An 18,293-nucleotide genomic window follows, 5' to 3' on the forward strand; every position below is an offset into this window, starting at 1 on the left:
GATCCGGCTGGCACGCCAAACGGCATGGTTCGTCGGTCGATTTCGCATGGGTATTTGGATTTGCGCATGCGTATTTTTGAAGGAGCGAGGGCCCCTTGAAACGAGGGCGTCAGYTCAGGCCCCGATGGCAAGCATTCGAACCGTCTTGACGGCGACTGTGCGCCTGGTGGTCTATTTGCCCGCTACAGTTGCCCGCTACATGGCCATTTGGACTTACTCGCTACGTCAAAACTGTCTGGCTTTTGCTAGACGAAACTGCTGGCAGCAACGCTGAATGAGGCGGTCACGCAGGATGCGCCATGCTCGGACAGCCGTTTATCACGCACCCGCCACGTTCCATCGCCGACCTCCTGCACATGGAGATCACCGAGGCTGCGCGGCCCGCATTCCCTTACTGTCGCTCCAGCGAATGGCCAGGCCTTGAGGAACATCGTGCATCATTCTTCATCCCTCCCATCGGTTGAAAACGTCGATTTCTGACACCCATTGTGGGGGCAAACTTTTTTCTCTGTCAAGAGGTGGAATGCCCAAAATGAGGATGTGAGAATGGCTGACGGCGCTCCGAAACCGAATGCTGTCGGGTGCGTCTTTCGGTCACCCTACTGGCCCAGGATCAGGGCTTTCACCGGGGTTCGCTGCCACCATCTGAAGGCGGGGCAGCCTGCTCCTCCCGTATAGCCCGGCCGCTTTCGACATCCCTTTTCTCCTTCTCGCGTGCCTTCTCACTCTGCTTCGTGTCGCGTGGCGGAAGCTGAATAGTTTCCTCCGCCTCGATCCCGCCCTGGAGTTCCCGGCCTCGTTCCATCTCGGCATTAAACTCGGCTCCGAAAAGGAGCGAGAGGTTTGCCAGCCACAGCCACAGGAGGAGCACGATTACCCCGCCGATGCTGCCGTAAGTGTTGTTGTAGTGGCCGAAGTTCGCCACGTAGAAGAAGAAGGCCAACGACGTCAACGCAAGCACGACGAGGGCGATCACGGAGCCCACGCTGATCCACCGAAATTTGGGCTGCTTGACGTTCGGAGTGCCGTAGTAGAGCACGGCGATCATGACAATGGCGAAGGCGATAAGGATCGGCCATTTGGCAAAATTCCACAGCTGCACTGCAGCATCACCCAGGCCGACGGCATCGCCGATTGCCTTCGTGACGGGCCCTGATATGACGAGCAGGAGTGCCACGACGACTGCCAGCACGAGCATCACCACCGTGATCAGAAACATCACCGGGCGGAGCTTCCACAGCGGACGGCCCTCGTCGACTTCGTAAATGCGGTTCATGGCCTGGGCGAATGCGCCCACGTAGCCCGACGTGGACCAGATCGCCCCGAGCAGGCCGACAGCAAAGGCGAAACCGGCCCCCGGCGCACTGGCCAATTGTTCAATGGGCTGCTGGATAATCCTCACTGTCGACTCATCCGCCACGCTCGCCACAATCTGTAGGACGGCGTCGGTGGCCTGCTTAGCCTGACCGAAAATCCCGAGAAGTGACACGAGCGCCAGTAACGCGGGAAAGAGTGCCAGAAGGCCGTAATACGTGAGAGCGGCAGCGAGCGTGGTGCATCCATCCCGGGAGAATTCGTGCAGGGTGCGCTTGAAAATGTATCTCCAGGCAGGCTTCGCCACTTCCGAAATCGCGTCAGGTTTGCGATTGTCCTCAGCGTCGGGAGCGCGTTGCTCCTTTGCGACGCTGTCGTGGCGACTCTCTCCCTGATTCCTCCGAGCATCATCTGACATGGTCCGCTCCCTTCGCATCAACGTGCCGATATTTCGGGGTGGCCTACGCCCGCGACTCGCCCTGAGCCAATTGGGTCGCTGGCGTAGCGGGTGATGATCCGTTTGGGATTGCCGCCTACGCCAGGCACGCCACGAATCACAACACGATGCTCTCAAGGTGCGCGGGAATTTCAAGGCCGTTCCGATGTTCCAAGGCCAGGCCTACACTTGCGTCGAACGAGGCGAAGCGGCCGACTGACGCAAACAGAACCAGTTTTTCCGCGCAGCAAAAGTGGGCAAGACAGGCACGCTCCGACCGCGACCAACTCAAGCCAAAAACAACCTACACGCGAGGGAGAGGACCGCCATGGCTCAGGCAAGGGACAACGCAAACCCCGTCACGACGTATCGAACTGAGGGTTTTCCCGAACAGCAACAGGATCAGCCGGGACTCACTGGATTGATGGATCCGCGACCTGACCACGGCGAGGAAACCTACGTCGGCTCCGGCCGACTTGTTGGCCGGGTGGCGCTCATTACCGGGGGCGACTCGGGCATTGGGCGTGCGGTAGCCATTGCGTATTCCCGCGAAGGAGCCGATATCGCGATCACCTACTTGCCCGAAGAACAGGCCGATGCAGAAGAGACGGTAGCGCTGGTGCGAGGCGCCGGCCGAGAAGCGCTCCTACTCCCCGGAGATCTCCGCAATGAGGGCTTCAGCCGAGGGCTTCCTGCCACAGTCATCGAAAAGCTGGGCGGACTCGACATCCTGGTGCTCAACGCGGCATACCAGCAGAACAGAGACGGGCTGGAGAATCTCAGTACCGACGAATTCACACGCGTCATGGAAACAAACCTGTACTCCACTCTGTGGATTGCCAGCGAGGCGCTCCCACATTTACGCCCAGGCTCCTCAATCATCACCACCTCGTCGATTCAAGCATTCAACCCGTCCCCGAACCTGATCGACTATGCAATGACGAAGGCGGCCCTTGTGGCGTTCACCAAAGCATTGGCGCTGCAGGTCGGGTCTCGAGGAATTCGGGTGAACGCGGTCGCTCCTGGCCCAATCTGGACACCGCTCATTCCAGCCACATCGTGGCCGAGCAAGCTACCCACGTTTGGCCAAGACACGCCGCTCGGCCGGGCAGGACAGCCCGCAGAATTGGCCCACACCTACGTGTACCTGGCATCCACCGACGCATCCTATGTATCGGGAGCGGTCATCCCAGTCACTGGCGGGAAGGGTCTCTGAAGCACCGGTTCGAAGAGAGAAGAATTTACCTATGGGTATACCGCCCCGCTCTTCGCAAGCCGGTGACGGGCGCGAGGAAACTCCAAACGAACGATTCGATCGGAATTGGAACGAAATTCTTCAGGAACTTCGGGTGACACAAACGGGAACCCAGATCATCAGCGGATTCCTTCTGACCGTGGCTTTCCAGCAGCGTTTCGCAGAGTTGGACAACTTCCAGATGACTGTGTATCTCACACTCGTGATCCTCGCCGCTTCGGCGACGGCTGTCGGCCTTGCACCGGTGAGCTTGCATCGAACCCTGTTCAGGCATCACGAGAAAAGGCAGACAGTCGAAATCGGTAATCGGCTCTTGGATGCCACGCTTGTCCTTGTCGCCCTTTTGACCGGCGGCGTCGTCCTGTTCATTTTCGACGTCGTGGCTGGTCTCTTCGCCGGTGTTATCGCCGGCACCGTCATTGTCGTGCTGCTCGCGTTTGTTCTCGTGGTGCTCCCCCGCTCCGCTCGGCATCGCGGTCCGGGGTATTAAGTCTGCCGCAGTACACACACCGCCGCAGCTCGGAGGCACTGCCATGAGTGGGATACCGTCGTGGACGATGTCATGAATCGATGAGCTTCAGCAAGTTCTTGGACGCGGTCGCAATCTCATCGTGATCGTTTTGTGCGGCGCGCGATTCAAGCGAGATGACCGCGCAACGATGCACCCGAGAGAAGTCGCCGAAGGGAAAGCTGTAGCGACCCTTCGTGTGAGCTGGCTTATCGGTATCAATTCCCAAATGCCATCGAGAATACGCACCCCACCCTTCGTTCTGGAGGAAGTCGTTCTGTTCGTCCGTGGAGGGCGCATCCTCGCTCCAGGCGTCGCGCTCGTCACGAACAACCTTGCCATTGCTGACGAGTTTGCGGGCAAAGGTGAGCGCGGCGCCATTCAGTTTCACCGTCATCATTTCTCCTCAGGGTGAGGGGACGGCGCGCGGTTCCTTACCGATTCGCATAGAGGTGCAATGCGAGAGCCGCGATTTGAGCTGCGAATGAACACCCACACTGTCCCGGCCGTCCAGATTCACGGCGACTATACGCCGCGCTTAGCCCAACCGAAAGACACTTGCCCAGGGCATATCCGAGGGCTTTGCCAGAGGGGTTGCTAGCAAGGGCGAAGGTCCGTCTCGAAGGCATGCTGCCGCGCTCAAACGAAGGGATGGGTCACCCCGACCATGGCCCACCCCCGGGGGTTGCGCGGTTATCGCCCGCGTCCAGATCTCCTCAACGAGATCTATGGGACGACCTTCGGGACGCTTCCCCCGGCTATGACCCAGTTTACGACCGCAAATAGCCCAACGAAAGGAAGCGAGGCACAGCGCTGCGGTCCAGAGACCGGAGCTGGGCGTGAAGGCCGCTCTACGAGGTCTTCATTAGCTTTCGTCGTCCTCATCGTCGAAGTCGTCGTCTGTGCCTTCGGGGCCGTCTCCGACTTCATCGAGATCAGGGATGGGGTTGCCGAGAGCGTCGCCCTTCATTTCTTCTGCCCGGTTGCGTTCCGGCGTCGTGCCTTCCTCCTCGTCAGGAGGGTTCTCATTCATCGGGTCGCTCATGTGCTCAACCTCCTCATTGCTTCTTAATCTACGGATCAGGCTAGGCAGGCTTTCCACCGCCGGCAAGAGTGTCGCAACCCCTCGCGCCCGCGCGGAGGTCCGGCCGCGGAGCCTCCAGACCTACCCAAATCACCCCTCGTCAGATCTGACAGGCGCGCGTACCGTGGAAGCATCCTCGTCGCAGCATCGACGGGGACTACTGATCGTTTCATCGTTCGTTCCACTGGTCCGGCCATGGGAGGTCGTTATGCAACTACGCAGCGTCATTCTGTGGAGCGCACTCGTTGGTTTCATCGCTGGCGTCCGGGTCAGCCGCCCGAAGGGCGAATCCGTCGGTCACCAGCTTGTCCGTCTCTTCACTGACCCGAAAGCCAAGCGGCAACGGACCGCATTGCGCCGCCGAGCCAAAGCTCGAGCCCGCAGAGCCTCGGCAAGATTCGCTCACCAAATCGCGAAGTAGGAGGCATCATGAGTTCAACCGGCGACAACCCGCTCGACCCACCTACAGGCGGGCCTGCCCGCCTTGCCCACGAAACAGCGGAGAAGCTGAAGGGAATGGCCGGCAACGTCGCGGAAGCTGTTGGGGATGTCGCGTCCCGCACCGGGGAGTCGGCGCCCGACGTCGGCTCACTCGTTCAGGGTTCTCTYGACGAGTCGGCAGGCTTTTTACGCCGACAATTGCGCGAACGACCTGCTGTCGTCGTGGCCGCCACGGCACTGGCCGCCTTTGTGGTCGGCCTCGCTCTCGGCCGCAAGTCGATGCGATGACCGAGCGAAGGCAAAAGACGGATCCGTCAGTTTTCGCAATTCGAGGTTTCACTGACCAGGTGCTTGGCACCGACGATGACCTACCCCGACCGAAACAGAGAGCGAAACAGAAAGAAGGTGTCCTGATGCCCAAGGACAAGACTTCCCGGCTCAAAGACCCGGAACTGTATGAGGCCCTTCGTGACGACGGAGCCTCCAAAGAGAAAGCCGCCCGAATCTCCAACGCTGCCGCCAAGCAAGGACGATCGGCTATCGGGCGCAAGGGCGGAACCGCCATCGACTATGACGAGCAGACCGTCCCAGAACTGAGGAAGCGGGCCAGCGAGCTCGGCTTGAGCGGCTACTCGCGAATGCGCAAGAGTGAACTCATCGATCTGCTGAGAAACCATTGAGCGTTGGTTCTACTGCGGCGCGCCTGAGCCTGTCGACCGTTGGTCCCCAGATGGTCGGTCAACCCCAGATAGGTCGACCGTCGCAAAGGCCATTCGCTTTCGCGCTAGCGATCTCCGCCACTTGTGATATCCGTCTGCGGATAATCTTCACCAGGATCAGTTTGCCCGGTTCTCGGATGCCCTGGGTAGTCACCGTTGGCCTGGGGCGACGTGCCCGGGTAATCTCCGCGAGGTCGATCGTCGGCTGTCGGGTCCAGTGTTTCCGCTTTCTTGGCCTGATCATATGAGTCGACGCGTTGGCCCTGGGCATCCGCCTCGCGCTGGGCGGACTCCCGGCGCAGTCGCTCGGCGTCGACCTCAGCCTGCTCCGCGTCTGCGCGGGCGCGGGCAGCTTTCGCCTCATTCTCACGCGCATCCAACTCAACCTTTTGGGCATTCTGACGCAGATTAGCGGCCTTCTGCCTATCAGCAGCACGCTGTTGCTCCTGCTTACGTTGGCGTGCAAAGTAGACGATCAATCCGACAATGATCACGACAACAACAATTCCGACGATGATCCAAACCAACGACGTTGTGCTCATGATATCCACCACTTTTCGTCTCCGGAGGAAGGATGCTCCCAGTAAACTCCGCTGGTAGCCGGGCGACTAGGGCGCAGAAACTCCAACGAGGTTACGTGCCGCTTCGACGATGTGGCGCGCGGAGATACCCGCGGCGTTGAGAAGCTCAGCAGGCTCGCCCGACGCGGGAAGGCCGTTGACGGCCAAAATTCTGACGTGCAAAGCTGGCAGGTCGGCGTCGGCGAGGGCTTCCACGACCGCACCGCCCAGACCGCCCTCCGGATAGTGGTCTTCGACGGTGATCAGGCGACCACCAGTTGCTCTGCATGCGTCAACGAGAGTGTCCCGATCGAGCGGTTTGATCGAGTACAAGTCGATGACCCGAGCCGCCACATCCTCTTTCGCCAGTTCCTCGGCCGCAGCAAGGCATTCATGCACGGTCACGCCCGCACCGATGAGGGTCACGTCGTCGTTCGGTGCGGCCCGATGAACCTTGCATCCGCCGATCGGGAATTGTTCATCTGACGGGTAGATCACGGGGTACGCCCCACGCGTCGCCCGCAGATAGACGATCCCGTCGGTATCAGCCATGGTGCGCACGAGGGAGGCCGTCGACGGGGCATCGCAGGGATACAGAACCACCGAAGAGTGGATGGCGCGCATCGCTGCAATATCCTCCAACGCCATCTGGGACGGCCCATCCTGCCCAATCTCAACTCCGGCATGGGTGCCCACCAGCCGAATGCTCACCTCGGAGACGCCGGCCATTCTGATGAAGTCGTATGGTCGCGCAATGAGAAACGCGGCGAAACTCGCGGCGAAGGGGATGTAGCCGCGCACGGCCAAGCCCACTGCAGATGCCATGAGTTGCTGCTCGGCGATGAACATCTCGAAATAGCGCTCCGGGCATACGTCGCGAAATTCGCCAGCATGGGTCGAGTTGCCGACTTCGCCGTCGAGCACGACCACCGTCGGTCGTGCGGCGAGGGCCGAAAGCGCGGCACCAAACGCTGCCCGTGTCGCCACCTTCTCTCCGACGTCCCAAGTAGGCACGGTCACCGGAGCATCAGGGCTCGGGGTGATGGCCGACGTGCCGGCTTCGGGGAGGGCCGTAGCGATTCTGAGGTGAGTCACCCCGCCCAACCCGGAAATGGCGCGATCAGCCAGGTCCGGTGGCAGCGCTTTCCCGTGCCAGCCGTTCTTGTCTTCGATCTCCGGAGCACCTTTTCCCTTGATAGTGCGGGCCAACACGACGGTGGGTTGATCGGGATTGGATCGGGCTTGGGTCAGAGCGCCATCGATCGCGTTCAGATCGTGACCGTCGATGACGATGGCACGTGCGCCGAAGGCCTCGACCCGTCGGGCATAACGGTCCATCTCCCACTGCAACTCGGTGGGTCCGTTTTGGCCGAGCCTGTTGACGTCGACGATGGCGGTGAGGTTGCCAAGCTTGTAGAAGCTCGCCTTGTCCAGCGCCTCCCAGACCGACCCCTCCGCCGTTTCACTATCACCGCAGAGCACCCACGTGTGGAAATCAAGCTTGTCCAAGTACTTTCCGGCCAAGGAGATACCGACCGCATCCGGCAGTCCCTGCCCCAGCGACCCGGTGGCGACATCCACCCACGGCAAGCGGGGCGTCGGATGACCCTCTAGACGAGAATTGAACTGGCGATAGCTGTAAACCAACTCCTTCTCATTGACGACACCAACGGCCCGGTACATCGAGTAGAGCAACGGGGAGGCGTGCCCCTTCGAAAAGATCAGGTGGTCGTTGTTGGGCCCCTCGGGTGCCGCCCAGTCGTACCGAAGATGACCGACCAGGAGCACCGCCATCAGGTCGCCCGCCGACAATGAGGATGTCGGGTGCCCGGAACCCGCTTGGGTGCTGCACCGGATCGAATCCACGCGAAGTTGGATAGCCAGGTGCCGAGCGAGGGCCAGCTGCTCGCTGGTCATTGCCGTCATTGCCGTCATTTCAATCGGTCCTTTCCGAGAGAGCAAAAATGTTGAAGCGCGCCCCCGCGCCATCGGCAGTCATTGCCGACAGGCCGCGTTCCCCATGAGTCGCGGTCGATACCGTCCAGCGGATTTTGCGCCGAGGTGGATTTGCGCGACGGGAGTAGGCGTTCCAGATTGAGGTCGGATCACTGATCCTCCTGGTCGCGCACGAGGACACACTCGACGCGACGCTTTCATGTTGCGCCTGGTGAAACGGGCGGACAAGCAATTCCCAGAAAGATACAGGAACCACGACCCCGGCCCATTTGGTACCCCACGGTGGCAGGATGACGATCGTTGACCGCCGACACAGCGCTGCGTAGTGTGAACAACGCAATTGGCGGATCTACGTCAGGAGTGGCTATGGGGAAGGACACCGAACCGGCCGGGGGCATTCAGCCCGACGGACGCCCTGAGAAGGACGAGGAGCCGAACGAGTCCAGCGAGAAGAAGCGTTCTCCGATCGTTCGTTTCTTCGCAGTTCTCGGGCCAGGAATTGTCACCGGAGCATCGGACGATGACCCGTCTGGCATTGCAACGTATGCGCAGGCCGGTGCGACGTACTCCTATGGTCTCCTTTGGACGGTCCCGGTCACTCTGCCGATGATGATGGCCGTGCAGGAAATTTGCGACCGAACAGCAGTTGCCACCGGTAAGAGTCTCGGCGCTCTCATGCGTGAGAAGTTCGATCGCAGAGCTCGAATCGTGCTCGCCATCCTCCTTGCAGCTCTCATCCTGGCGAATGTCCTCAACATCGCCGCCGACCTCATGGCTGTCGGAGAGGGAATGAACTTGGTCGGGGCCGGTCCTGCCCAGGTCTGGAGTGCCCTCGCCGGAATCGCAATTGGGCTCACACTGATTTTTGGATCGTTCGAGTTCATCTCGAAGATCTTCAAATGGTTGTGCCTAGCCCTGTTGGTATATGTCGCCGTCTTGTTCGTATCCCACGTGGACTGGGCGGACGTTCTTTCCGGATTGTTGGGTTTGCAGATCAGCCTCGAACCCGCCTACGTTGTTCTGGTCGTCGCCATCCTGGGCACGACGATTTCGCCTTACTTGTTCTTCTGGCAGAGCGCAAACCGAATTGAGGAAATGCGCGCAGAGGACCTCAAGGGGAGCCAAGCACCAGCGCTGGACGATCGAAGTTCTCTGGGAGCCGTCCAGAAGCTCCGCAACAGTCGGATCGATGTCTTCACCGGAATGGCGTTCTCGGCCCTCATCATGTTCGCCATTATCGTGGCGACGGGAGCGACGCTTGGTGTCAATGGCAAGACCGTGCAGAGCGCGGCCGATGCCGCGAAAGCTCTTGAACCAATCGCAGGGAGCGCGTCGACGTATCTATTCGCCGCTGGCTTCATCGGATCCGGCGTCCTAGCGGTGCCGGTTCTTGCCGCGTCGGGATCCGCAGGGATGGCTGGCCTTCTCGGCAAGAACTGGGGACTCGAACGCTCCCCGCGAAGAGCGCCCGTCTTCTACACGCTCCTCGGTACCGGAACGCTTCTCGGCACGCTCCTTAGCGTGTTCCGTGTGGACCCGATCGGTCTCCTCGTACTCAGCGCAGTGGTCAACGGGATTGCGGCGGGCCCGTTTCTGATCGTGACAATGCTGATAGCACGCGACGCGAAGATCATGGGCAAGTATCGCAACGGAAGGCTCGCCAGTACGCTCGGATGGGGAATCACCCTCATCATGTGCGTCGCCGGGATCGCCGGAATCTGGTTCACAATCTCCGGTAAGTAGCCGAGGGGGCGAATATCGCCGATCTACCTCGAAACAACGAATGCGCGCGTCTCAGTTCACGCTTCCTGCACAGCCAAATCCACCGGGTTGGGGCGCTCACCCTTGACAGAGACACAGTTCCCTTTTGTAATAGGAGCATTCAAACCGATTGTTCTGTACTGCATTCGAGAAACGTCTTTCGAGACGTCAACGGGGCTCCAGCGATGTGGAGATCAGGATCTTTCGAGCGCGATGGAATCTCTCAGCTGCTGCCGTTACAGGATCGTCGTATCCGAGGATTGGGGAGTGACTGAAATGACTACATTGGTTGTCATCGTCGCGATCGTCGCGATTGTTCTCATCTTTTTCGGCGGGTTTGTCCAAGCCGTTCAATGGTTGATCTGGGTCGGAATCATCCTTCTCGTCATCGCTGTCATCCTGTGGCTGCTCCGATACATCTCAGGGCGAAGCAACACCAGCGTTTGACGCCGATCGGCCATGTGTTGATATTGCTGATCGATGGAGATGCACTATGCGTAACGCTTTCTATGGCATCGACGGCGGGCGCAATTCAATGCCTCCCGTGTCCGCGACCGCGTCTGAAAATGACATTCTCGTCCAGTCCATCTCGGATTCTCAGTGGCGAGTTTGCGATAGACGATTCCCCGAACATGACGCGCATCATCTGCTCGGCTTCATTGAAAGAGTGGTCGATCGATTCGAGGTGATGCAGGTCGGAACGGGCTTCGAATGGTTTCAATTTGACACTTTGAACTCGGCGATCGCCCATTTCACGGGCGATTCAACGAGCTCCGTTAAACCAACGTGAACCGTGCGCATTCCCGTTCTGCCGTTACCGAATTTCCCCATTTTGTTCCTAGCACCGCAAAACTGGAGCTCGATAGATGGTCCTATCAAATGATGTTCAAAAGTACTTGACCGGCATCGACTACCCCGCAGATCGCGATGACCTTGTACGAGTCGCAAGTGGAGACGGAGCGCCGACGGATATTGTCCAGCTGCTTCGCGATCTCCCGGCTCGTAGCTTCAATGGCCTGAGAGATGTTGACGTGGCCTTGGCGGAGTAGACGAGAGTGAGGTGGCCGTCGCACCTGAAAGTCACGAAGGCGGAAGGCTGAGTTTATTGATCGGCTCGGGAACTACGAGAGGAGGTGGGAAACCATGAGCAAGGCGGACAAGGTTAAGAACGCGGCCGACGAGGTAACCGGCAAGGCGAAGGAAGCGGTGGGCGACGTAACCAATAACGACGAACTCCGTGCAGAAGGCAAGACTGACCAAGTGAAGGCCGACTTGAAACAGGCCGGTGAAAAGGTGAAGGACGCGTTCAAACACTGAGTGAATGGAAGAACCCCGCCGATCATGATCGGCGGGGTTCCCGTTGTTATCGACCTGCTGGCATCGGAGCCTACACAGATTCGATCAGGTCAAGTGAGGTCCTCATCCTCGCTGTCGTCGTTGGCCATACTCTCGGCCATTTCGTGTGCGCGGTCGGTTTCTCGAGCCTCATCCTCTTCAGGCTTCTCGGCCGAGGGCACGACGAGATCCTCCTCAGTGACTTCGTTCTGTTCTTTCGGGTCGCTCATTTCATTCCTTCCATGTGAAGTGGCTAACCAGGTCCATGCGATGCCCTAACGGGGTGGAATCTCCCGGGCGATGCCCTCCGAGGAGATCATCTCCGCGGCTTTCAACAACTTCTCGCTTGCTGCGACCTCTTGGTCGTAGTTCTGCTTCAACAGAACTAGGACTTCATCGGCGCCGCGGGCCTTGGCGTTGATCATGAGAGTTTCGTAGACGGCCATTTCATATCGTTCAGTCTCTAGGCCGCCTGCGAGTAGAACCGCGTCGACGATACTGGGCTCGGTTTTCGCGATTGACGCTTTGCCTTCTTTTGCGAGGCCTTTCGTGGTCGGAGAGGGAAAGTCGTTGATCTCCTCGCCCAGAAGCGCGAAGCACCTCTCAAGGTTCTCAATTTGGTGGCGCGTTTCTGCAGCGTGTGTGTTGAAAAGCTCCTTCAATCTCACACGCGGAGTCGTCGTCTCGAGCGTTTCGAGCATCTCCAGGGAGTCCCGTTCCATCGTCAGCGCCGAGCCAAGCTTGTAGCTGAAGAGCTCTTCCGGAGTATTGAAATGTTCAAACATTGATCTTCCCTTCGTCTCGAATGCGTTACGAGGTGGCAGGGAGCATGGGATGCGATCACGCTGTGGGCTAGGCACTGGGGGCTCCGTACAGTAATCGAACCGCACGTTGAATTGCCCCACGCGATACGGCTTCACCCAGCCGTCCCACCTTGTTTTTGTCGGTATGCGCACTAGTCAACCTCGGAAGATCCGAACCAGAAAGGGGTAGTAGAAGGCGCGGCCCCCGCGTACCATCCGTCGCTGCTGTCGCCGAAATCTAGCCCCGCCCGAAATAGATCGAGCACTGTGCTGTCTACGTGGGCTACGCCATCGCCAGCATAGAGAGATGGCAGGACGCATATCGTGGCGCAACCGCGCGTCGCGTTGCGTCTCGATGACTTCGATACCTGGCTTCGGCTCACGGCAAGTTTTCGCTAAATCTGATTACCCCTGCGTGCTCTGCGCCTGCAGTCTAAGAAGGCTTGTTACGACCGTGGCCGCTACCAGGCTCGCAGACAACAGGCTTTCGGCCCCAGAGTGATGACACTGATGATGTCAGTCGTCGGATGGTCCGAGTCAACGCCAATGAAAGACAGCACGATCATGAGGAGCCCGCGCGCGATACCGGACACGAGTCCGACTGTCGCCCAACGCTGCGCGAAAACAACTGCACCTGCGACGACGACGAGCGAGAGCAAGAGACCAAGGCATCGGATGTCCGGAATGGCGAAAAGTAGACCTGATAGGCCGGAGAGTCCAAAAATCACCGGCAAGAACCCCTATCAGAAACGCAAGATCGTCCCGTTGACGTTCGCGTCGTGTGCATCAATAGAAGCCGTGTTCGTCGGCTGATTGTCGTCCATGCCGCCAAAGCTAGGTGCAACCTGTGAGCGATAGCCAGGAATTAGGATGGCGGTTCGTTAGGGGATCCCCGTGCGGGATGCCCTAGAGATCACCGCCCTGCAAAGCGAGGCGCAATGCACTGCATGCGCGGCTGTAGCGGCTACGTATAGTCCCAGAGGGCCGGCCGAGGTGCCGCGCGATCTCAGCCAAGTTGAATCCGTCCCAGTGCAGCAGTCGGATGATCTCGGCATCGAGTGGCGCGAGGGCCGCGAGAGCCGTGTTCAGTTCGTCGTCGCGCGCCGGCGCGAACGGCGCACTACTGAGTGCGTCATCTCGCAAACGGTCAACGAGCGCTTGCCGCCGCGCGCGGCCCCTTCGGCTTGTGCCGAGTACCCGCCGGGCAATCCCGAAGAGCCACATGCGCGCTTCTACATCGTCGCCAGGCATGGCGTCCGCGCGTCTCCACGCTACGAGCAATGTTTCCCCGAGGAGGTCCGGTGCCTCCGCGTAGGGGCAGCGTCGCTCGAAGTAAGCGAGGAGCGCCGGTGCTTCTCGCCGCACCACGGACTCGACCCGGCCTCGAATGAGTGTGCTTTGCGTGGCATCGGCGGTCATCCGGCTAGTCCGAATGAATCCAGATCGTCTTCGCATACGCGGCTGACGGAGACGAGGTGCGGCTCACCCTGGCTGAACGGCTTGCTGGGGGCTGCGGCACCCCAGGTGATTCCGGGCACGAGCGGGTCGAGGTCCTCAAGGATTTGGTCTTGGATCGCCTGCCATTCCTCGTCATCAGTTGTCGGGATAACGCCGAGTCGGCTCTCGATGCCGGCCGCGAAAACCTCGGGGTCTGCTGATGCCCAGTAGTCACTCACCGCAGTGAATTCTTCGTCGGAGAGCCCGCCGAGGTCGATGTAGAGCGCGCACTGTTCGCCGCGATCAGTCTCGCCTTGAGATACATAGGGCAGTCCCGACACCGGCTGGACCGTTCCCTCTGCGAGCGTTGAGAACGGCGGAACCGACAGCAGATATGCATCGATGTCAGTCGCGGCCGCAAGCCCACCTGCCAGGACGAGCGCACTGCCCGTCGCAACCACGGGCAGCCACCAGCGACGTCGACGAGTAGTCGGCTGGGAGGCGAGCTCGTCGATCACCGCATTGAGCGAGACCGGAGTCGGTCGGGCGGGGTCGGCTGACTTCAGCCGGCGATGCAGTTCTTGGTCCAATAGGTTCTCCTTGCTCTCAGACAGAACATGGCCGGCAGCCGTCAAAGTGTTGCATTCGTTCGCCAAGTGAGCACATCCGATCGACGCCCGAAAGCCGAACGCTCAGGGCGACGCTTGGGACGGGCCGTGCTCGGTAATGCCTGCAACGCCGCGACCCGACTTGCTCGCTCGGTTCTGCTAGGGCAGGCCGATTACGTCGCTGAGCGCTGCGCCGGTCCTGCTGGCGACCTGGTCTCGGCAGAGTTCAACATCGTCCATAAAGGACACCTGTTCGTAGCCAGAGACTGAGAAATGAACAGTATCTGCGGAGCCGTCCGCCCAAGGGGTGCTAGCCGCGGGGGCCACCCATACATTCCACGATCCATTTTGGAGGCATTCGCTGACGGCCATCACGTACTCGGGGCCAGCGCCAATCTCGCCTTTCGCCTGCGGAGGAAGAAGGGTTGATGCAGCAGCGACACCCGCGAGTCCGAGAAAGGCGATGCCGCTGGCCAGCGCTAGATGCTTCGTGCGCTTGGCGCGCCTGATTCGAGTCGAGACACTGCGGTGCACGCGATCGGCGGCAGCAGAAAGGTCAGTTTCCGTCCAAGTGTGGTTGGGCATGGTATTCCTACTTCCTAGTTCTCAGTCTGAAGACCTGTTGGAGTTGAGCGGTGTGCCACGAGGCGCTGTCGGATCCGTTGAATGCGTTTGCGGGCGGCGGGAGGAGATAGCCCCAAGTCTGACGATGCGTCGTCGAATGACCTCCCCTCCACGAAGCACAGCTCGACCAGCTTCTGGTCGGTCTCACTGAGGCCTCCGATGAGGTCGCGCACTTCGGCCAGTTCGTCGGCGGCATCTCTTTGTGCTTGGCCTTGCGCCCATGCCTGGAGCGGAGGGACTGCGTCAAGGGATTCCGCTGCGTCCCGAGCGCGACGACGGTTCGCCGCGAGAGCGATATTCCGAGTGGTTACGAGCAGCCACGGAAGCATCGAACGTTCCGGTGAGAATCCGGCGCGACGCCTCCACGCAATCAGAAGAACCTCCTGTGCGACGTCCTCTACATCAGAACGGACCCGTGTTACCACGGACGCATATTTCAGCACAGAACGAATATGGAGCCTCGTAAGACCTTCGAAGGCGGCAACGTCACCGCCCTGCACCTTCGCCAGCAGTTCTTGTTCCGCGTCTGCGTAGCCTGCTCTTCGGTTCATGCACCCAACCCCGATCATTTCGCCGTCACTAGGGAAGTGCGTTCTGAAGTGCTGTTTGTGACATTTCTCGGCAAATAGAGTTTTCTTTGGGTGCCAGAAACGGCGTCAACCTAAGCTCGCTTCAGTGCCTTCGTCGACCCTAGTCTGTCGTGGACAGCAGTACTCCGGGGCAGGCCGACTCGGTAGTAGCCCCTTCGGCATTCTTTCGGTCTCGATGTGTGCCACTGGATTCCGGCGCCGTACATTCCATGCCCTATTCGAGGCAACGATGGCGCACGGCCCAAAATTGACCGACTTGGACGAAAACGAGGCGGGTGAGAGCGTAGCGGCAATTGCAACGCCTTCCTCCGGCGTCTCTGCTTTTGCTATCACGCCAGTGGGACCAGTGCTCCTCGACTAGCGCCTGCATGTATCCCGGCAACGGGTACAAAGGGCCAGGCGTCCTTCCCATCAACGTTTCTGGATTCAAGACCCGCGCCGGTGACCGAGGAATGACCTTCTGGGTTGGGAATTCGGCCATGTTCGCCGTGACACTTGAGTCCCCCTCCAGGCGGACCTTCACAAGGATCAATCGCGTCTAAGGACAGGATCCGCAAGAAGATTAGCTGGAGGCGACCCTGTGAGGGTCGCCTCCTTCGGTTGCGCCCATGCGATGGGTTCTACAACCGACTAGAGCAACTCACGAAGGACAGCCGAAGGAAGACACAACTCACAACGACAAGCTCCGTGCCGAAGGCAAGACCGGCCAGGTGAGGGTCAACATCGATCAAGTTTCCAAGATCGTCCCGATATGCGCAGGCAACTAGCTAGCACTTCTCGACAACAGCTCGGGTGGTTGAGTCAGGCCCATCCTGGAAAGCAACCTTGGGCCACTTTAGATGTGTGAATTGGCCGCCAACAGGCTGTAATCACCCAGGGCCTTGCTCTTCATCGCGTTCGCGTTCGCCGTGATGGCAGACCCGGTCTCATCCGTCGCCAACGGCGAAGCTGGTGACCGAGTCTCTGGGTATGGTACGACTCATCGCACCGTGGAACACCCCATCCAGCATACGATCGCGCCCTGATCGGCGCGATCGCCGCCGGCAACACCGTGATCCTCAAGCCGAGCGAATTGGCGCCGCGAACCTCTGCAGCACTGGCGGAGCCCATCCCTCGATACCTCGACCCGCAGGCTGCGGGCGGCTGAGGCGACTCACTGCCGGCGGAGCAAGATTTCTCTTGCGCCCTCGGCGTCTCCGTCGTTCCCAAAACCGCTGAGCAACGAAGTCGTGCAAGCAGCCGATGTCGTCATCACCGCGGACTGCGGAGATGCCTGCCCCATCTACCCCGGCGCCGCTAAATGGACTAGCCCCATCGACGCCCCAACGGGAATACACCCGCAGAAGTACGCGCCATCCGAGATGACATCCCACGTCGCGTGGAAGACCAGCTTCGCGGGTTGGGCCCGGAACTTACGCATTAGGACCGCGCGCATTGCCACACTCCGTATCCCCGACGAGCCGGCCCAAGAAATCGGCCGGCGAGGACCTTGAAGATTCCCTACTTGGTAATTACTATTACCAGTGATTGACTTCGGAGCTTGGAGGGAATCGGCATGAGTGACGACTATGGCAACCGGGATCCGATGAGTGGCCCGTGGTCAGGGTGCAACGTGGTGCAGACGCGCAGCGGATCTCGTTACTTCGTTGATCTCGATCTGATGTTGTTGCAGCGCATGCCCGCGCGGAGTGGCACATAAATCAGCCTGACGCTCAGCCCGGGTAGAACCACCACAAACCAGGTCGACCGAAGGGTGCCGGACAACGCGTCCCGAACCAAGGCAGGCCGCTCAGGCCATTTCAGGAAGGGCAAATCATGATAGAACACAGTCTCGAAACCACTGACGAGCTGCCGACCGGCGCTTCGGGCACCTGGCGTGTTTACACTCGTGACAGCTGTCATGTCTTCAATTTCGAGCAGGGCACTGTCACCCGTGAACCCGGCCCGAATACATACGGGATGTTCAACGACCAGCCCCTCCCGCTTCGATCCATCGATATCTGCAGGGTCGGGGAACGCGGGCGTTGGACCATGCACACCATTGGTTGGTCAGACGACATCGATTGGTATTGGGTCGACACGTCTGTCGTCAGGGAAATCGTCAAGGACGATGCATCCGAATCGCCGGAGACTAATCATGAGCTTGAACAGTGAGATTCGTCAAAGCCGCCACCTAATCTGTTGCGCTCAAGGGCTCGCTCTACCGATTTCGAGCGACGCACGGGCTGAGCCGCCTTCCACCTCGCCCAGCTGATGACTGTTCCTGACCTCCGGCTCCGCCGACGGGCCAGAACCCGTTCAACCCCTCCGCTGACGCGAAGGCGGCTATCACGTAGTCGACTGCAGTTATTGGCTCGACGGCGTCCTAATCTGTCTGCCGGGCTGTGCAAGTTCGCTGATCTCACCGAGCACCAAGTCGGCCCAAGCCAGATCATCCAGACGCATTACAACCTCCCCGCGAAGGCATCGCAGGAGCCTGGCGTAACTTGTACCCATCTTTTCCGCGAGCAACGCAAGCGGGGCCTTCGCCTTCTTCATCGGAACTGCGGCCAGTGGAAACCCTTTATGCGGTTTGACCTGACCTTTCGCGATTGCCTTCGCTCGGGACCGAATCCGGACGGCATACGAATGCTGGATCTGCGCAGCACGCGTCAGCGCGAAAGATCGCTCGTCCTTTGGCGGATGCCATCGCAACACCGCGGCCTTGCCGAACGCCTCCGGCTCAGCACAATACTCACGGGGTTCATATCGGGGCTCGGCCATGCACTTGACGGTACTCGAATAACTCTTAAAAGTGTTACTTCTCGGCTGTTGATGCCGACTCTCCCCCCTATTGGTCTGAATCGCGATTCACGCCGCGCA

Annotated in this window: 23 protein-coding genes; 11 read left to right on the top strand and 12 right to left on the bottom strand. The window is 59.8% G+C overall.

Annotation, left to right across the window (positions count from 1 at the left end):
- Nucleotides 1-622: 622 nt before the first annotated feature.
- Nucleotides 623-1,732 (bottom strand): YihY/virulence factor BrkB family protein, encoded by a 1,110-nt coding sequence (locus AB4Y63_RS11935; RefSeq protein ID WP_441791261.1) that lies wholly within the window; start codon nucleotides 1,730-1,732, stop codon nucleotides 623-625.
- Between the two features lie 346 nt (nucleotides 1,733-2,078).
- On the opposite strand from AB4Y63_RS11935, the gene AB4Y63_RS11940 reads away from it, so the two are divergent.
- Both AB4Y63_RS11940 and AB4Y63_RS11945 read left to right on the top strand, forming a co-directional pair.
- Entirely contained in the window at nucleotides 2,079-2,966 is an 888-nt protein-coding gene (locus AB4Y63_RS11940; protein ID WP_441791262.1) for an SDR family oxidoreductase, read from the top strand.
- A gap of 31 nt (nucleotides 2,967-2,997) precedes the next feature.
- Nucleotides 2,998-3,495: a DUF6328 family protein gene (locus tag AB4Y63_RS11945; RefSeq protein ID WP_441791263.1), complete on the top strand. Its 498-nt coding sequence runs from the start codon at nucleotides 2,998-3,000 to the stop codon at nucleotides 3,493-3,495.
- A 70-nt stretch (nucleotides 3,496-3,565) separates the two neighbouring features.
- Here AB4Y63_RS11945 and AB4Y63_RS11950 read toward each other — a convergent pair whose 3' ends face one another.
- On the bottom strand, nucleotides 3,566-3,910 hold the full coding sequence (locus tag AB4Y63_RS11950) for a hypothetical protein (protein ID WP_441791264.1): 345 nt from the start codon (nucleotides 3,908-3,910) through the stop codon (nucleotides 3,566-3,568).
- A 468-nt stretch (nucleotides 3,911-4,378) separates the two neighbouring features.
- Complete coding sequence (locus tag AB4Y63_RS11955) at nucleotides 4,379-4,558, bottom strand: hypothetical protein (protein ID WP_441791265.1); 180 nt, start codon at nucleotides 4,556-4,558, stop codon at nucleotides 4,379-4,381.
- 468 nt (nucleotides 4,559-5,026) lie between these two features.
- On the opposite strand from AB4Y63_RS11955, the gene AB4Y63_RS11960 reads away from it, so the two are divergent.
- Nucleotides 5,027-5,326 carry a hypothetical protein gene (locus tag AB4Y63_RS11960; protein WP_441791266.1) on the top strand — a complete coding sequence of 100 codons (300 nt, stop codon included), beginning with the start codon at nucleotides 5,027-5,029 and terminating at the stop codon, nucleotides 5,324-5,326.
- Nucleotides 5,327-5,451: 125 nt separating this feature from the next.
- Nucleotides 5,452-5,718 carry a DUF7218 family protein gene (locus AB4Y63_RS11965; RefSeq protein ID WP_441791267.1) on the top strand — a complete coding sequence of 89 codons (267 nt, stop codon included), beginning with the start codon at nucleotides 5,452-5,454 and terminating at the stop codon, nucleotides 5,716-5,718.
- A 104-nt stretch (nucleotides 5,719-5,822) separates the two neighbouring features.
- Here AB4Y63_RS11965 and AB4Y63_RS11970 read toward each other — a convergent pair whose 3' ends face one another.
- Both AB4Y63_RS11970 and AB4Y63_RS11975 read right to left on the bottom strand, forming a co-directional pair.
- Nucleotides 5,823-6,299 (bottom strand): hypothetical protein, encoded by a 477-nt coding sequence (locus AB4Y63_RS11970; protein ID WP_441791268.1) that lies wholly within the window; start codon nucleotides 6,297-6,299, stop codon nucleotides 5,823-5,825.
- A gap of 66 nt (nucleotides 6,300-6,365) precedes the next feature.
- Nucleotides 6,366-8,252 carry a transketolase gene (locus tag AB4Y63_RS11975; protein ID WP_441791269.1) on the bottom strand — a complete coding sequence of 629 codons (1,887 nt, stop codon included), beginning with the start codon at nucleotides 8,250-8,252 and terminating at the stop codon, nucleotides 6,366-6,368.
- A 387-nt stretch (nucleotides 8,253-8,639) separates the two neighbouring features.
- Between AB4Y63_RS11975 and AB4Y63_RS11980 the strand changes: the two genes are divergently transcribed.
- The 5 genes from AB4Y63_RS11980 to AB4Y63_RS12000 all read left to right on the top strand — a co-directional run bounded on the left by AB4Y63_RS11980 (nucleotide 8,640) and on the right by AB4Y63_RS12000 (nucleotide 11,351).
- The gene (locus AB4Y63_RS11980; RefSeq protein WP_441791270.1) at nucleotides 8,640-10,016 is read left to right on the top strand and encodes an Nramp family divalent metal transporter; all 1,377 of its coding nucleotides are present in this window, start codon (nucleotides 8,640-8,642) and stop codon (nucleotides 10,014-10,016) included.
- 294 nt (nucleotides 10,017-10,310) lie between these two features.
- Nucleotides 10,311-10,481 carry a hypothetical protein gene (locus AB4Y63_RS11985; RefSeq protein WP_441791271.1) on the top strand — a complete coding sequence of 57 codons (171 nt, stop codon included), beginning with the start codon at nucleotides 10,311-10,313 and terminating at the stop codon, nucleotides 10,479-10,481.
- Between the two features lie 46 nt (nucleotides 10,482-10,527).
- A complete protein-coding gene (locus AB4Y63_RS11990) occupies nucleotides 10,528-10,824 on the top strand; it encodes a hypothetical protein (protein WP_441791272.1) in 297 nt (98 codons plus the stop codon).
- A 76-nt stretch (nucleotides 10,825-10,900) separates the two neighbouring features.
- Complete coding sequence (locus tag AB4Y63_RS11995; RefSeq protein WP_441791273.1) at nucleotides 10,901-11,083, top strand: DUF2795 domain-containing protein; 183 nt, start codon at nucleotides 10,901-10,903, stop codon at nucleotides 11,081-11,083.
- 94 nt (nucleotides 11,084-11,177) lie between these two features.
- Nucleotides 11,178-11,351: a CsbD family protein gene (locus tag AB4Y63_RS12000; RefSeq protein ID WP_441791274.1), complete on the top strand. Its 174-nt coding sequence runs from the start codon at nucleotides 11,178-11,180 to the stop codon at nucleotides 11,349-11,351.
- 89 nt (nucleotides 11,352-11,440) lie between these two features.
- Here AB4Y63_RS12000 and AB4Y63_RS12005 read toward each other — a convergent pair whose 3' ends face one another.
- The 6 genes from AB4Y63_RS12005 to AB4Y63_RS12030 all read right to left on the bottom strand — a co-directional run bounded on the left by AB4Y63_RS12005 (nucleotide 11,441) and on the right by AB4Y63_RS12030 (nucleotide 15,410).
- On the bottom strand, nucleotides 11,441-11,599 hold the full coding sequence (locus tag AB4Y63_RS12005; protein ID WP_441791275.1) for a hypothetical protein: 159 nt from the start codon (nucleotides 11,597-11,599) through the stop codon (nucleotides 11,441-11,443).
- A 45-nt stretch (nucleotides 11,600-11,644) separates the two neighbouring features.
- Nucleotides 11,645-12,154, bottom strand: coding sequence for a YciE/YciF ferroxidase family protein (locus AB4Y63_RS12010; RefSeq protein ID WP_441791276.1), 510 nt, complete (start codon nucleotides 12,152-12,154; stop codon nucleotides 11,645-11,647).
- A gap of 924 nt (nucleotides 12,155-13,078) precedes the next feature.
- Complete coding sequence (locus AB4Y63_RS12015; RefSeq protein ID WP_441791277.1) at nucleotides 13,079-13,591, bottom strand: RNA polymerase sigma factor; 513 nt, start codon at nucleotides 13,589-13,591, stop codon at nucleotides 13,079-13,081.
- Entirely contained in the window at nucleotides 13,588-14,199 is a 612-nt protein-coding gene (locus tag AB4Y63_RS12020) for a hypothetical protein (protein ID WP_441791278.1), read from the bottom strand. The genes AB4Y63_RS12015 and AB4Y63_RS12020 overlap by 4 nt, the downstream gene beginning before the upstream one ends.
- A 177-nt stretch (nucleotides 14,200-14,376) precedes the next feature.
- Nucleotides 14,377-14,802 (bottom strand): hypothetical protein, encoded by a 426-nt coding sequence (locus AB4Y63_RS12025; protein WP_441791279.1) that lies wholly within the window; start codon nucleotides 14,800-14,802, stop codon nucleotides 14,377-14,379.
- Between the two features lie 14 nt (nucleotides 14,803-14,816).
- Nucleotides 14,817-15,410: an RNA polymerase sigma factor gene (locus AB4Y63_RS12030; RefSeq protein ID WP_441791280.1), complete on the bottom strand. Its 594-nt coding sequence runs from the start codon at nucleotides 15,408-15,410 to the stop codon at nucleotides 14,817-14,819.
- A 1,072-nt stretch (nucleotides 15,411-16,482) separates the two neighbouring features.
- On the opposite strand from AB4Y63_RS12030, the gene AB4Y63_RS12035 reads away from it, so the two are divergent.
- Both AB4Y63_RS12035 and AB4Y63_RS12040 read left to right on the top strand, forming a co-directional pair.
- Nucleotides 16,483-16,578, top strand: a complete 96-nt coding sequence (locus AB4Y63_RS12035) for a hypothetical protein (RefSeq protein ID WP_441791281.1) — start codon at nucleotides 16,483-16,485, stop codon at nucleotides 16,576-16,578.
- A gap of 668 nt (nucleotides 16,579-17,246) precedes the next feature.
- On the top strand, nucleotides 17,247-17,585 hold the full coding sequence (locus AB4Y63_RS12040) for a hypothetical protein (RefSeq protein WP_441791282.1): 339 nt from the start codon (nucleotides 17,247-17,249) through the stop codon (nucleotides 17,583-17,585).
- Nucleotides 17,586-17,777: 192 nt separating this feature from the next.
- Here AB4Y63_RS12040 and AB4Y63_RS12045 read toward each other — a convergent pair whose 3' ends face one another.
- Nucleotides 17,778-18,194, bottom strand: coding sequence for a hypothetical protein (locus AB4Y63_RS12045; RefSeq protein ID WP_441791283.1), 417 nt, complete (start codon nucleotides 18,192-18,194; stop codon nucleotides 17,778-17,780).
- Nucleotides 18,195-18,293 lie beyond the last annotated feature (99 nt).

This window comes from Leifsonia sp. YAF41, from assembly GCF_052113185.1.
In the GTDB taxonomy this organism is placed as follows: domain Bacteria; phylum Actinomycetota; class Actinomycetes; order Actinomycetales; family Microbacteriaceae; genus Cryobacterium.

Excerpts from the sequence above, each read along its gene's own strand:
- AB4Y63_RS11935 (WP_441791261.1), bottom strand. The coding sequence starts at position 1,732 with ATGTCAGATGATGCTCGGAGGAATCAGGGAGAGAGTCGCCACGACAGC.
- AB4Y63_RS11940 (WP_441791262.1), top strand. The coding sequence starts at position 2,079 with ATGGCTCAGGCAAGGGACAACGCAAACCCCGTCACGACGTATCGAACT.
- AB4Y63_RS11945 (WP_441791263.1), top strand. The coding sequence starts at position 2,998 with ATGGGTATACCGCCCCGCTCTTCGCAAGCCGGTGACGGGCGCGAGGAA.
- AB4Y63_RS11950 (WP_441791264.1), bottom strand. The coding sequence starts at position 3,910 with ATGACGGTGAAACTGAATGGCGCCGCGCTCACCTTTGCCCGCAAACTC.
- AB4Y63_RS11955 (WP_441791265.1), bottom strand. The coding sequence starts at position 4,558 with ATGAGCGACCCGATGAATGAGAACCCTCCTGACGAGGAGGAAGGCACG.
- AB4Y63_RS11965 (WP_441791267.1), top strand. The coding sequence starts at position 5,452 with ATGCCCAAGGACAAGACTTCCCGGCTCAAAGACCCGGAACTGTATGAG.
- AB4Y63_RS11970 (WP_441791268.1), bottom strand. The coding sequence starts at position 6,299 with ATGAGCACAACGTCGTTGGTTTGGATCATCGTCGGAATTGTTGTTGTC.
- AB4Y63_RS11975 (WP_441791269.1), bottom strand. The coding sequence starts at position 8,252 with ATGACGGCAATGACGGCAATGACCAGCGAGCAGCTGGCCCTCGCTCGG.
- AB4Y63_RS11980 (WP_441791270.1), top strand. The coding sequence starts at position 8,640 with ATGGGGAAGGACACCGAACCGGCCGGGGGCATTCAGCCCGACGGACGC.
- AB4Y63_RS11985 (WP_441791271.1), top strand. The coding sequence starts at position 10,311 with ATGACTACATTGGTTGTCATCGTCGCGATCGTCGCGATTGTTCTCATC.
- AB4Y63_RS11990 (WP_441791272.1), top strand. The coding sequence starts at position 10,528 with ATGCGTAACGCTTTCTATGGCATCGACGGCGGGCGCAATTCAATGCCT.
- AB4Y63_RS11995 (WP_441791273.1), top strand. The coding sequence starts at position 10,901 with ATGGTCCTATCAAATGATGTTCAAAAGTACTTGACCGGCATCGACTAC.
- AB4Y63_RS12000 (WP_441791274.1), top strand. The coding sequence starts at position 11,178 with ATGAGCAAGGCGGACAAGGTTAAGAACGCGGCCGACGAGGTAACCGGC.
- AB4Y63_RS12005 (WP_441791275.1), bottom strand. The coding sequence starts at position 11,599 with ATGAGCGACCCGAAAGAACAGAACGAAGTCACTGAGGAGGATCTCGTC.
- AB4Y63_RS12010 (WP_441791276.1), bottom strand. The coding sequence starts at position 12,154 with ATGTTTGAACATTTCAATACTCCGGAAGAGCTCTTCAGCTACAAGCTT.
- AB4Y63_RS12015 (WP_441791277.1), bottom strand. The coding sequence starts at position 13,591 with ATGACCGCCGATGCCACGCAAAGCACACTCATTCGAGGCCGGGTCGAG.
- AB4Y63_RS12025 (WP_441791279.1), bottom strand. The coding sequence starts at position 14,802 with ATGCCCAACCACACTTGGACGGAAACTGACCTTTCTGCTGCCGCCGAT.
- AB4Y63_RS12030 (WP_441791280.1), bottom strand. The coding sequence starts at position 15,410 with ATGATCGGGGTTGGGTGCATGAACCGAAGAGCAGGCTACGCAGACGCG.
- AB4Y63_RS12040 (WP_441791282.1), top strand. The coding sequence starts at position 17,247 with ATGATAGAACACAGTCTCGAAACCACTGACGAGCTGCCGACCGGCGCT.
- AB4Y63_RS12045 (WP_441791283.1), bottom strand. The coding sequence starts at position 18,194 with ATGGCCGAGCCCCGATATGAACCCCGTGAGTATTGTGCTGAGCCGGAG.